The organism is Paeniglutamicibacter terrestris (assembly GCF_012271785.1).
GTDB lineage: Bacteria > Actinomycetota > Actinomycetes > Actinomycetales > Micrococcaceae > Paeniglutamicibacter > Paeniglutamicibacter terrestris.
The window spans coordinates 1-12,107 of the sequence record NZ_JAAWVT010000013.1 but is presented as its reverse complement, the minus strand read 5'-3'; the positions used below and the strand labels follow the sequence as shown (position 1 = coordinate 12,107).

Here is a 12,107-nt window from a genome sequence, read left to right as displayed (position 1 = left end):
GACCATGGCTCAATTATCTATCGACACGAGCTCTTCTGTACCACTTGTAGGTACGGATAAATCCGTTGCTGGCTAGTTCTCTTCGACGCGGGCTAAGGCTCCGCTGCGCGGTGCCACGGCGTCCCATAAAACCGTCATTTCGCCCAAGCGCCAGCGTGCTGCCGAATCGCAGATGGGCCAGCCGTCTTCACGAAGGGCGCGACACATGGCCACAAAGCGTTGGCTGTTTCCGAAGGTGGCCAGTGGGGACGCGGTTAACCAGGCGGCATCGGCGGCACCAAGAAATTCGTGAATGCGTTCCCCGGTGATGTTGCGGTGGATCAGTGCCTTGGGCAGCCGCTCCGCCACATCGGAGGGCAGCTCGAAGGCGCCAAAGCGCAGTGAGATGCTCAGTGTTTGGGGGCCGTCCTTGGTCACCGCCACCCAGCTGCTGCGCCGGCCGATCTCATCGCAGGTGCCCTCGATCAGCACACCGGTGGTGGTGAGGCGCGAGGCCATGGTGTCCCAGATGCCCGGCACATCCGCCTCGTCATACTGCCGCAGCACATTAAAGGCGCGGATCACGCTCACCTGAGCAGCAACGGGGATTTCGAAGCCACCGAGCATAAAGTCCAGGCCCTCGAGTTCAAGAGCCACACCGCGGGCCACCCGTTCGGGTTCAATCTCGATGCCGACAACACGTGCAGACGGTGACACGGCGCGAATGCGCTCGAAGAATTCAACAGCGGTTCTCGGGGATGCCCCGTAGCCAAGATCCACGGCGATGGGCGGGGCACCGGTGACCGCGGGGCGTAGGCGCCAACCCTGGGGTCCGGTTAACCAGCGGTCAACGCGGCGCATGCGATTGGGGTTCGTGGTTCCGCGGGTGGTATTACCCAGGGGGCGACCGGTCCGGGACCGTCCGCCAAGCCGAGTCGCTTTCTGAACCATTGCTTCAAGCCTAAAGTGTCGCGCACCGCGCCGGGAACACGTCACGGAATAAAGTAAGGCACTTCACGCGTCCTAGAATGGGAACTATGACTTACACCCTGATCCTGCTGCGCCACGGGCAAAGCGAGTGGAACGAAAAGAACCTGTTCACCGGTTGGTACGACGTATCGCTCACCGAGAAAGGCCGTGCCGAAGCTACCCGCGGAGGCCAGCTGCTCACCGAGGCAGGACTGGTCCCGGCCGTCCTGCACACCTCGTTGCTCAAGCGCGCCATCATCACCGCCAACCTGGCCCTCGAGTCGGCCGACTTGTCCTGGATCCCGGTCAAGCGCAACTGGCGCCTGAACGAGCGCCACTACGGTGCGCTGCAGGGCAAGGACAAGGCGGCAACCCTGGCCGAATACGGCGAGGAGCAGTTTATGGAATGGCGTCGTAGCTACGACACCCCGCCGCCGGCGCTGAATGATGACTCGGAGTTCAGCCAGATCAACGATCCGCGGTACGCGGATCTCGGTGATGCTGCCCCGCGCACCGAATGCCTCAAGGATGTTCTGGATCGCATGCTCCCGTACTGGGAAAATGAGATCAAGCCCGACCTAGTCGCCAGCAAGACGGTACTGGTCACCGCGCACGGCAACTCGCTGCGCGCACTGGTTAAGCACCTCGATGGCATCAGCGACGAGGACATCGCGTCGCTGAACATCCCCACCGGCATCCCGCTGGTCTACGAATTGAATGAGGACTTCACCCCGGTCACCCGCGGAGGACAGTACCTTGATGCGGACGCAGCCGCCGACGCCATCAAGGCCGTGGCCAACCAGGGCCGCTAAGCCACCGGTTCTTACCTCGCTCCGAAATCACTATCCACGGGGCAGCTATCGGGGCCCTGCGCCGGCACTCCACTATTTTGTGGCGGTGCTGGGGCAGGGCCCCTTTTGCGTTAAGCACCTCGTGCTCCGGGCACTGCCCGCGGACTAACTCAGCAGGGCTTTTGGGCTTCATTGAGGCGACGCGCGCACTGTGCCGTGGGCCATGGATGAAGTACGAAGAAGTGGGGCCAAAAGGTATGCCTTGTCACAATCTGTGCGCGAGAGGCGTAAAAACAGCCGCTGGCACTTGCGCACTCGGGTTCATGCTGTACTGTGTCGTCTCGACGTACCCCTGAATCACGTAAGGATTGCATTTCGTGGCAACTGATTATGACGAGGTCCGGCCCGACGTAGCCGAGGCCCGTAAAGCCTCCCTGGAAGCGGTAAAGTCCGCCAACGCCCCCGACGCACGTAGCGTGTCTCGGGACCTAGACGAGGAAGATACCTCGGATGGTGTTGAACTGGCCGGTGCCGACCTGTCGAACGAGGAACTGACGGTTACCGTCATTCCGCAGAAGGAAGACGAGTTCCTTTGCGGATCCTGCTTCCTGATCCGCCACCGCACGCTGCTGGCGCGCGAATCAAATGGCGTGGCCTACTGCCGCGACTGCGAGGGCTAAGGAGCCGATTCGGCTTCCTGCGCCACGAACACTGCCGCTGCACCGTAATTCCCCGCTGGCCCTTGGGCCACCGGTGAGATACGTGTGGCGGTTTGGCGTTTAAATGGCGCCTCGGTGTATTTGGTGGACCCGAAGAACGCTATTAACAAGGAAGCGAGCCCGCCGAATGGCGGGCTCGCTTCCTTAGTACTGAACTTTATTGGTTTAGAAGAGCGAGATATCCGGATCCCACTCGCCGGTCACCAGGTAGGAAACCTTGCGAGCAACAGACACCCCGTGGTCGCCAAAGCGCTCTAGGTAGCGGCTGGTCAGGGTGACATCGGCTGTCGTCGGTCCGGAGTAGGTCCACTCGGGAGCCGCCACGATGCGGAAGATCGAGGCGTGCAGCTCATCAATCTTGGTATTCAGCTCGATGATCTCGCGTGCCAGTGACAGATCGCGGGTGTCCAGCAACTGACCGACCTTGCCGACGATCTGAATGTCGAGCTCTGCCATGGCCTTGAAGGTGGGGGCGATGGATTCGGGAACGACCTGCTGCGGGAAGCGCAGGCGAGCCAGCTGGGCGACGTGGCGAGCCAAATCTCCCATGCGTTCCAGCGAGGCACTCATGCGCAGCGAACCGACGATCATCCGCAGGTCCGAGGCCACCGGGCCCTGGAGCGCCAAGACGTCGATGGCGCGCTCGTCCAGCTGGTTCTGCAGGAAATCAATTTTCGCGTCCTCGGCGATAACTTCCTGCGCCAGCTCGATATCCGCATTCGCAAACGACTCGTAGGCGCGATCCATCGCCGAAGCCACCAAACGTGACATCTCGATGAGTTCTTCTCCGATTTGTTGCAGATCGGCCTGGAAAACCTTACGCACGCGGGCGTCCTTTCGCTACGGTGGAGCACCGCGTCCGGCACGGACCACGGAACTGTTCATGTCCATTGTTACAGCACCGGGTGAACCGTTCACTCCAACGAAGTGAACGTTTCGTGAACGCGTCGTATAAACACGCGTAAGTGCACGGATCGCGGGCTCCGCCACCGTTAGGCTAGGAGGCGTGAATGATGTCTTGTTATCCGTTGTTGCGGGCCTCGTCGGGCTGGCCCTAGGCATTGTGGGCATCATGGCGTACTGGGGCTCCCGGCGATCGCGCCGTGGGCTCCCGGTCGTGGGTGAACCTACACTGCCCGAAGGTTCCGCCGAAGTGCTCTCTGTCATTGGCCGTGCCTTCGTGATTCTTGATGAGGTCGACGGGGTGGTGCGAGCCAATCCCGCTTCCTATGCATACGGACTGGTCCGCGGCCATACGCTGATTCACGACGAGTTGCGCACCCTGGCCAGCCAGGTCCGCGGCGATGGGGTGATTGCCGAACGCGAGTTCGAGCTGCAGCGCGGTGCGATGGGCGCCGCCAATATGGTGGTTCATGTGCGCATCGCCCCTTTGGGTGAGGAATACATCCTGCTGCTGGCCGATGACCGCACCGAGATCACTCGCACGGCCGCGGTACGCAACGACTTCGTTGCCAACGTCTCCCACGAGCTCAAGACTCCCGTCGGCGCGATCTCCCTGCTGGCCGAGGCCATCGATGGAGCGGCCGACGACGAGGTGGCAGTGCGCCGTTTCACCACGCGGTTGTACAAGGAATCCGCCCGTCTGGCGGCATTGGTCCAGGACATCATCGAACTGTCCCGACTGCAGGGGACCGACGTGGTGTTGGCCGGTGAACGGGTGGACATTAATGATGTCCTGGCCGAGGCGGTTGACCGCAACAAGCTGCCGGCCGAGGAGAAGAACATTAAGATCTCCGTGGGAGGCAACGTTGACCACGATGTCTTTGGCGACAGGGACCTGCTCATGACCGCGCTGCGGAACCTGATTGACAACGCCATCCGGTATTCACCGGAAGACACGACGGTTGGGGTGGGCTTGCGCCAGCGCGATGGCTTGGTTCAGGTTTCCGTCACCGATCAGGGCCCGGGCATCGCCCCGGATGAACAAGACCGGATCTTCGAGCGGTTCTACCGTATTGATGCCGCCCGCTCCCGCCACACCGGCGGCACCGGGCTGGGCCTGAGCATTGTTAAGCACGTGGTGGCCAACCACGGTGGAGAAATCACCCTCTGGTCACAGCCCGGTCAGGGCTCAACATTCACCGTGCGACTGCCGATGGTTGACGACACAGGCACTGAAGAGAATTCGGCTCCCCTCCGGGGCGAGCACACACACAACACGGCCCTCGCTCACGGCGCGGCGTCGGAAGGAGGACGGGGATGACCCGTATTTTGCTTGTCGAGGACGAAGAGTCACTCTCAGATCCACTGACTTACCTGCTGGAGAAGGAGGGCTTTGAGGTCCGGGTGGCAGACAACGGGCTTGACGCCGTCACCGAGTTTGAACGTCATGGAGCCGATCTGGTGCTCCTGGATTTGATGCTCCCGGGGCAGCCGGGTACCGAAGTTTTCCGGCAGCTGCGCACCGTTTCTCAGGTTCCGGTCATCATGCTGACGGCCAAGGATTCGGAAATCGACAAGGTCGTCGGGCTGGAACTGGGTGCCGATGACTATGTCACCAAACCGTACTCTTCCCGTGAACTGGTCGCCCGCATCCGTGCAGTGCTGCGTCGTCAGGGCGAAGGCGAAGAATTGGTGAGCAATGTTGTTGCCGCCGGCCCGGTGCGTATGGACGTGGAGCGTCACGTGGTCTCGGTACGCAACGATGAGGTGTCGATGCCGCTGAAGGAATTTGAGCTCTTGGAGATGCTGCTGCGCAACGCCGGCCGGGTGTTGACTCGCGGGCAACTGATCGACCGTGTGTGGGGATCGGATTATGTGGGGGACACCAAGACCCTTGACGTGCATGTGAAGCGCTTGCGCTCAAAGATCGAGCCGGAGCCGGCGACCCCGGTGCACCTGGTGACGGTGCGCGGACTGGGCTACAAGTTCGAGGCCTAGGCTCACGCACTCAACGCAGTAACACCCTCATGGCCCCGCGGGGCGCCGGAAAAATGGCGCGCGCGGGGCCATGCTTTTCTCCGGTGAGGTACCCCGAGAGGCGCAAAAACAAAAAGGTGCTGGGCCAGAAAAAATTCTTCTGGCCCAACACCTTTATGAGTTTGTTGCTGACGGCGTAGCGCCGAAGCCGGTTTAGTGGTGTTCTTCGGTCTTCGGTTCCGGGGTCAGGTGTTCGAGGCTGTGCTCGTCGAAGCCGCCGGGAACGAATTCGCGGTATTCCTCGAGGGTTCCGTCAATCACCGGGATGGTGATGCCGTCCGAGCTGGACCCAACGCTCAAGGTTGCCTCGACCCGGCTACCGGGAAGCACTCCGGTGGACGGCAGGACCTTCTCGATCTCTTCAAGCTTCACGGTGGTCTTGGCCGGGACACTGATGGACACGGAGCCGGTCGAGAGCTCAACCTTCAAGGTCTGGGCGGCGTCGGTGGAGTTAACCAGCGAGCCGATCAGGCGGGCCTTGTCGGTGGCGCTCTTGGTCACGATCAACAGGTTACGGACATTTAGGTCACCGACGTTGAGTACGATTCCATCGGAAGCGGCGTACTGGAAGGTCGTCGCTTGTTCGTTGATGGCGCCACAACCGGTAGCGCCAAGGGTCAACATGGCAATTGCGGCTGCTGCAGCGGCGCGGCGTCCACGGTTCTTCTGTGCGGTCATCACGGCACAAACTCCTCATTCAGGTTCGAGTTCGGGTGAGCTCGTGGGCGCACGGGATGCACCCGAGGGAGCCACTCTCGTCCACTAGCCTAATAGGTTTTGCCCCGAATGTATGATTCGGCCCTCGGCTTAAGCGTCATCAAGTACGTGATCACTGCCCCGATTCGCCCCTCAGAGCACCTTTTACATAGCAGGAGAATCATCGCTTGGGAAGGGGTAAAACCGCGTCATTGCTAGGGAGTAGGCTACGGCCCCGAACTGATTTACCCAGTAAACGTGATAAACTCGAAGGTGGGAAAGGGGTTTATCCACATGGTTTTTGAGGTTGGCGAGACAGTTGTCTATCCGCACCACGGTGCAGCAATGATCGAAGAGATCAAGATGCGCACCATCAAGGGCGAAGAGAAGATGTATCTCAAGCTTAAGGTTGCCCAAGGTGATCTGACCATCGAGGTTCCGGCAGAGAATGTCGATCTCGTTGGTGTGCGTGACGTAGTTGGTCAGGAAGGCTTGGACCACGTCTTTGACGTGCTGCGAGCCGAGTTCACGGAAGAGCCTACCAACTGGTCCCGCCGTTACAAGGCGAACCTGGAAAAGCTTGCTTCGGGCGATGTCATTAAGGTTGCAGAGGTCGTTCGAGACCTCTGGCGCCGTGACAACGACCGCGGTCTTTCCGCAGGCGAAAAGCGTATGTTGGCAAAGGCCCGCCAGATCTTGATCAGCGAACTTGCGCTGGCCAAGAAGCTGGACGAGGAAAAGGCCGAGAGCGTGCTTGACGAGGTTTTGGCCTCGTAGTAGCCACGAGTTCTAAATAGTTTGTACTCCGGTGGGGGTTCGGAACGCCAGAAGGCGCACCGAACCCCCACCGTCGTTTAATCCCGACCTTCTGATTTGAGCCGAAGAATCGGCGGCTCGAGCACGAACCCCGATAAGGTGTACTGCGTGAGTGACCCGAGTATTTTCAGTGTCCAAGAGATCCACCAAACCGCCATCATCGTTGTAGCTGCCGGCTCCGGCACACGCTTGGGCTATGGCATCCCCAAGGCGCTGGTGCCGCTGGGTGGCCGCACCCTGCTGGAGCACGCACTGGACCGCATTCAGCTTGCGGGCTGCGCGGCACAGGTGATCGCGGTGCTCCCGGAAAACGATGAAGGGCTCGCCGACCACGCGGCACATCACCCACTGCACCCGCACATCGTCATGGGGGGAGCCACCCGAACCGACTCGGTCCGCGCCGGCTTGGGCGCGCTGGGCCCCGATATCCAGCGCGTGCTCATCCACGATGCCGCGCGCGCGCTCACCCCGCCGGAAACTTTCCGCGAGGTGACCGCGGCCCTGCTCGCCGGTGCCCACGCGGTGATTCCCGTGCTGCCGGTCATTGACACCATCAAATCTGTCACCACCGATCCGGGTGCCCTACAGCCACATGTCACGGGTACCCCCGCGCGGCAGAACCTACGGGCCGTGCAAACCCCGCAAGGCTTCGACGCCCCCATACTCTTGGCGGCGCACCGCGCCGCCGCACACTGGGATCAGGATCGGGCAGAGGCCGTCACCGACGACGCCATGCTCATGGAAATGATCGGCGAACGAGTCGACACCGTCCCGGGCACGGCCCAGGGACTGAAAATCACCACCGCGCCGGATCTTGCGCTGGCCGAATCCATGTTGTCCGCTTCCACTCCAAAGGCTTCACTCATGACCCAGCAAGAATCCGGTGCATCGGCCCCGCTGATCCCACGAACCGGAATCGGTATCGACGTCCATGCCGTTGCAGATCCCTCCGAACCGCGCGAAATGTGGCTAGCCGGATTGCGCTTCCCCGATGACCAGGGTCTCTCCGGGCACTCCGATGGTGACGCCGTGGCGCACGCCGCCTGTGACGCGCTCTTCTCCGCGGCGGGGATCGGAGACCTCGGAACGCACTTTGGCACTGACCGTCCCGAGTATGCGGGCGCCTCCGGAACGACGCTGCTGCGCGAGGCGGCGCGTCTGGTGCGGGCAGCTGGCTTTGAGATTGGCAACGTTGCCGTGCAATTCGTGGGCAGGCGCCCCAAATTCGCCGATCGCCGGCTGGAGGCCGACGCCGTGCTCAGCGAAGCGGCCGGTGCACCCATCACCGTCACCGCCACCACCTCCGATGGGCTGGGCTACGAGGGTAGCGGCACTGGCATCACCGCCTACGCCACGGCGCTGGTGTATTCCCCACGGCACTGAATCGTCACCGGGCTGCGCACAACTCGGTTGACCGGCTCGGATAACCTTGTGTGGTGAGCATCCGTTTTTACGACACCAAGCAGGCAGCGACCCGGGACTTCGTCCCCCTGATAGAGGGCAAGGTCGGGCTGTACTATTGCGGCGCCACCGTCCAGGGGCTCCCGCACGTGGGCCACGTGCGCAGCGCCATCGCCTTTGACATCCTCACCCGCTGGTTGGAAAACCGCGGCTTTGAGGTCACGGTGATCCGCAATGTCACCGACATCGACGACAAGATCCTGGAAAAGTCTGCGGCCTCATTTGCCGAGGATTTCGAAGAAAACGAAGATTACTTAGCGCGTGAGCCATGGTTCGCACTGGCGTACCGCTTCGAGCAGGAATTCGCTTCGGCCTATGACACCCTTGGTGTTCGCCGGCCCACCTATGAGCCGCGCGCTACCGGGCACATCCCGGAGATGCACCGGCTCATCACCGAACTAATCAATGCTGGCCACGCCTACCCTGCGCTTGATGACTCCGGCGACGTCTACTTCGACGTCCGATCCTTCCCGGCCTACGGCAGCCTGACGCACCAAAACGTTGACGATATGCAGGGCGCCCCGGACGCAGATCCGCGTGGCAAAAAGGATCCCCGCGACTTCGCGCTCTGGAAGGGACACAAGGATTCCGATCCGCTCTCCGCTTCCTGGGCCAGCCCCTGGGGCACTGGACGTCCGGGGTGGCACCTAGAATGCTCGGCCATGGTCACCAAATACCTCGGCACCTCCTTTGACATTCACGGTGGCGGCCTTGACCTGCGTTTCCCGCACCACGAAAACGAGATGGCGCAGTCGATGGCTGCCGGCCACGACTTCGCCAACTTCTGGATGCACAACGGCATGGTCACCTACGAGGGTGAAAAAATGTCCAAGTCCATTGGCAACACCATCTCTCCGACACAAATGCTGGAGCTGGCTACCCCTCGGGTGGTTCGTTACTTCTTGGGACAGGCGCACTACCGCTCGCAATTGGACTACCGTCCCGACTCGTTGCCCGAGGCCGCAGCGGCGGTGGAACGGATCGACGGATTTGTGACCAACGCGTTGGCTCGCATCCATGGCGTGGGTCCTACCGAAGACTTTGACATCGATATGCACCACTTTGAGGTCACCGAGGCGTTTGCCAACGCCATGAACGATGACCTCAACGTTCCTCAGGCCCTTGCCGCACTTCATGAGACCGTGCGCCGGGGCAATACCGCTCTGGCCGCGGGGGATATGGACACAGCCGATGAGGCGATGCAGCAGGTCATGGCCATGACCTACGCGTTAGGTTTGGATGACACCATCGAGTCCGCGGGTTCTGCCGATGCTGCCCAAAGTGCCGCACTCGATGTGCTGGTTGCTGCGCAATTGACCGAACGTGCTGCGGCTCGCGAGGCCAAGGACTGGGCTCGATCTGACGCCATCAGAGACACTCTGGCCGCGGCCGGAATCGTTGTTGAAGATTCCGCCGATGGAGCTCGTTGGAGCCTCAAAGCGTAAGTTGGCCCACAAAGAACAAGGAATATACGTTCCTTGTCGCTAAAATAGGCGGGGCGGCGAGTCAAATCGCCGTGCTGTCCGCCCCGATCCTAGGAAAAAACCATCATGTCTGCTGCACCAAAGCGTTCCGGCGCCATACGCAAGAGCAAGAAGGGCCCCTCCGTCGGAACCGGCGGATATGGCCGTAAGGCACTCGAAGGCAAGGGCCCCACGCCCAAGGCCGAGGACCGCACGTACCACAAGGCCTTCAAAAACAAGGAGCTCGCAGAGCGCTCCGCCGCCAAGCGCGGCGGTTCCCCCGCCCGTGGCGGAAGCTCCGCACCGCGCGGCCGCAGCACCGGTGGCCGCTCAAAGAACAGCGAAGAGCTTGTTACCGGTCGTAACTCGGTTGTTGAGGCCCTGCGCGCCGGCATTCCGGCCAAGGCTTTGTACGTTGGCATCCGTATCGACGTGGACGAGCGTGTCCGCGAAGTCTTGAAGATCGCTGCCGAGCGCAGCATCCCGGTGATGGAAACCGGCAAGCCAGAACTGGACCGGATGACCGACGAGGCCATTCACCAGGGCTTGGTCCTTCAGGTACCGCCGTACAACTACGCCGATGCGCTGGAAACCGTCAACGCCACCATCTCCAAGTTCAAGAAGGGCCACGTCAAGAACGCGCCGCTCTTCATCGCCTTGGACGGAATCACCGACCCGCGTAACCTCGGTGCCATCATTCGTTCGGCCTCGGCTTTCAACGCCCACGCGGTAATTGTTCCCGAGCGTCGCTCGGTGGGCATGACCGCCTCGGCATGGAAGACCAGCGCCGGTGCCGCGGTACGTGTCCCGGTCACGCGTGCTCCGAACCTGACTGCAACCCTCAAGGGCATCAAGGAAGCCGGCGTGTTTGTCATCGGACTTGATGGCGAAGGCGACGTTTCGCTTCCGGATCTTGCTCTGGCCACAGATCCGCTGTGCATCGTTGTAGGTTCCGAGGGCAAGGGCCTCTCCCGCCTGGTGCGCGAGAACTGCGACCTGATCGTCTCGATCCCGATCAACTCCAACATGGAGTCGTTGAACGCATCGATGGCAGTTGGCATCACCCTCTACGAGGTTTCGCGCAAGCGCAGCGTATAACGCGACCCTGTGTCATCGGGAAGTATCCGGTGACATAGGCCCGCTGAGAAAGTGGTTCGGCGATTCCCCAAGGAATCTGCCGGGCCACTTTCTTCGTTAATGCCGGGCCAAGTCGTTCTCCACTGACACGATGAGTCGCCTATTCCCAAGCCCGCTGAAACTCGATAGCGTGAGTCCAACGGGGAGACTACGTGGCGTCCAAGGCCGCCGGCGGAACTCCTTTTGCTTCAACCAGTGGGATGGAGAGAAACCATGGGTCAGACTCAGCTCGAGGCCAAGGACCACCCGACGCGTGGATCCGAGAAGCTTTTAGGGGCTGCCTTGCCCGTGAACCCCCAAGTCCTTGAATCCGTTGAACGCGGAGAAGACAAATCCCCACATGCGGTGTTAGGTCCCCATCTCAATAGATTCGGCCAAGTGGGTGTGCGGACATTGCAACGCCACGTACTGGCGGTGGACATCCTGACCTCCACCGAGACCGTTCCCATGGTCAGGGAACTGGGCGACATATGGGTAGGACTACTTGAAGCCAAGGAGATTGGGCGCGTTCCGGACTACCGGATCCAACGAGTCGAACGCGAGGGAACCCGTGTAGTTGATGATCCTTATCGGCATACCCCGCGTCTGGGTGAGTTGGAGCTGCACCGATTGCGGACCGGAGGAGCAACCGTGCAGGAATCTCTGCTCGGCGCTCACCCTCAGCATTACTCCTCGCCCATGGGTGAAGTGGAAGGCACCGGTTTTGTAGTTCGGCAGGACGAAGCTGCCGCGGTACGGGTCTGTGGAGACTTCAATATCTGGAACGGGTCCTCGCATGCTATGCGTCAGCTCGGGAACAGTGGCATTTGGGAAATCTTTATCCCTGGTGTTGGTCATGGAACAAAATACCGTTTTGAATATCTTGAGCCCACCGGTACCTGGATCGAGTACGCGGATCCGGTTGGCCACTATTCGACCGAGGACCCTGACTCCATATGTGTGGTCCAGCCCGAGGGATTTGAGGCTTAGGTTCAATTGTTCAGCTGATGGACGGGCATCAAAGCGCCTGTGCGTCAGTTCACAATCACCGTTTGTCGCCGTTTCTGGGCATTTGACGGTCCAAAAGCACCGGTAAGCCGGGGTTTTTCGGGGGTTTTTGGTGCTGTGGTGCAGGTACTCGCCGTTTGGACAATGGT

Annotated in this window: 12 protein-coding genes; 9 read left to right on the top strand and 3 right to left on the bottom strand. The window is 61.0% G+C overall.

Translation table 11 applies throughout. The annotated features are described in order from the left end of the window. Window positions 1-72: 72 nt before the first annotated feature. Window positions 73-930, bottom strand: coding sequence for a class I SAM-dependent methyltransferase (locus tag HED64_RS18075; RefSeq protein ID WP_168153360.1), 858 nt, complete (start codon window positions 928-930; stop codon window positions 73-75). Between the two features lie 86 nt (window positions 931-1,016). Between HED64_RS18075 and HED64_RS18070 the strand changes: the two genes are divergently transcribed. Both HED64_RS18070 and HED64_RS18065 read left to right on the top strand, forming a co-directional pair. Then, window positions 1,017-1,760, top strand: a complete 744-nt coding sequence (locus tag HED64_RS18070) for a phosphoglyceromutase (protein WP_168153359.1) — start codon at window positions 1,017-1,019, stop codon at window positions 1,758-1,760. A gap of 356 nt (window positions 1,761-2,116) precedes the next feature. After that, a complete protein-coding gene (locus tag HED64_RS18065) occupies window positions 2,117-2,419 on the top strand; it encodes a DUF4193 domain-containing protein (protein ID WP_132365181.1) in 303 nt (100 codons plus the stop codon). A 204-nt stretch (window positions 2,420-2,623) separates the two neighbouring features. On the opposite strand, the gene phoU is transcribed toward HED64_RS18065, so the two are convergent. Continuing rightward, the gene (gene phoU, locus HED64_RS18060; RefSeq protein WP_168153358.1) at window positions 2,624-3,283 is read right to left on the bottom strand and encodes a phosphate signaling complex protein PhoU; all 660 of its coding nucleotides are present in this window, start codon (window positions 3,281-3,283) and stop codon (window positions 2,624-2,626) included. Between the two features lie 181 nt (window positions 3,284-3,464). Between phoU and HED64_RS18055 the strand changes: the two genes are divergently transcribed. Together HED64_RS18055 and HED64_RS18050 are read left to right on the top strand one after the other, a co-directional pair. Continuing rightward, entirely contained in the window at window positions 3,465-4,682 is a 1,218-nt protein-coding gene (locus tag HED64_RS18055; RefSeq protein WP_168153357.1) for an ATP-binding protein, read from the top strand. Then, complete coding sequence (locus HED64_RS18050; protein ID WP_132365178.1) at window positions 4,679-5,359, top strand: response regulator transcription factor; 681 nt, start codon at window positions 4,679-4,681, stop codon at window positions 5,357-5,359. The genes HED64_RS18055 and HED64_RS18050 overlap by 4 nt, the downstream gene beginning before the upstream one ends. 192 nt (window positions 5,360-5,551) lie before the next feature. On the opposite strand, the gene HED64_RS18045 is transcribed toward HED64_RS18050, so the two are convergent. Further along, the gene (locus HED64_RS18045) at window positions 5,552-6,076 is read right to left on the bottom strand and encodes a hypothetical protein (RefSeq protein WP_168153356.1); all 525 of its coding nucleotides are present in this window, start codon (window positions 6,074-6,076) and stop codon (window positions 5,552-5,554) included. 312 nt (window positions 6,077-6,388) lie between these two features. On the opposite strand from HED64_RS18045, the gene HED64_RS18040 reads away from it, so the two are divergent. The 5 genes from HED64_RS18040 to HED64_RS18020 all read left to right on the top strand — a co-directional run bounded on the left by HED64_RS18040 (window position 6,389) and on the right by HED64_RS18020 (window position 11,940). Next, window positions 6,389-6,871, top strand: coding sequence for a CarD family transcriptional regulator (locus HED64_RS18040; RefSeq protein ID WP_105551679.1), 483 nt, complete (start codon window positions 6,389-6,391; stop codon window positions 6,869-6,871). A 147-nt stretch (window positions 6,872-7,018) separates the two neighbouring features. Continuing rightward, window positions 7,019-8,293 (top strand): 2-C-methyl-D-erythritol 4-phosphate cytidylyltransferase, encoded by a 1,275-nt coding sequence (ispD, locus tag HED64_RS18035; protein ID WP_342590771.1) that lies wholly within the window; start codon window positions 7,019-7,021, stop codon window positions 8,291-8,293. A 53-nt stretch (window positions 8,294-8,346) separates the two neighbouring features. Beyond that, window positions 8,347-9,816, top strand: a complete 1,470-nt coding sequence (gene cysS / locus HED64_RS18030; protein ID WP_168153355.1) for a cysteine--tRNA ligase — start codon at window positions 8,347-8,349, stop codon at window positions 9,814-9,816. 105 nt (window positions 9,817-9,921) lie between these two features. Continuing rightward, entirely contained in the window at window positions 9,922-10,932 is a 1,011-nt protein-coding gene (rlmB, locus tag HED64_RS18025) for a 23S rRNA (guanosine(2251)-2'-O)-methyltransferase RlmB (protein WP_168153354.1), read from the top strand. Window positions 10,933-11,184: 252 nt separating this feature from the next. Then, complete coding sequence (locus tag HED64_RS18020; RefSeq protein WP_168153353.1) at window positions 11,185-11,940, top strand: GlgB N-terminal domain-containing protein; 756 nt, start codon at window positions 11,185-11,187, stop codon at window positions 11,938-11,940. Window positions 11,941-12,107: the final 167 nt, after the last annotated feature.

Bases quoted from the DNA above. Each gene is read 5' to 3' on its own strand.
- HED64_RS18075 (WP_168153360.1), bottom strand. From the start codon at position 930: ATGGTTCAGAAAGCGACTCGGCTTGGCGGACGGTCCCGGACCGGTCGC.
- HED64_RS18070 (WP_168153359.1), top strand. From the start codon at position 1,017: ATGACTTACACCCTGATCCTGCTGCGCCACGGGCAAAGCGAGTGGAAC.
- HED64_RS18050 (WP_132365178.1), top strand. From the start codon at position 4,679: ATGACCCGTATTTTGCTTGTCGAGGACGAAGAGTCACTCTCAGATCCA.
- HED64_RS18045 (WP_168153356.1), bottom strand. From the start codon at position 6,076: ATGACCGCACAGAAGAACCGTGGACGCCGCGCCGCTGCAGCAGCCGCA.
- HED64_RS18040 (WP_105551679.1), top strand. From the start codon at position 6,389: ATGGTTTTTGAGGTTGGCGAGACAGTTGTCTATCCGCACCACGGTGCA.
- rlmB (WP_168153354.1), top strand. From the start codon at position 9,922: ATGTCTGCTGCACCAAAGCGTTCCGGCGCCATACGCAAGAGCAAGAAG.
- HED64_RS18020 (WP_168153353.1), top strand. From the start codon at position 11,185: ATGGGTCAGACTCAGCTCGAGGCCAAGGACCACCCGACGCGTGGATCC.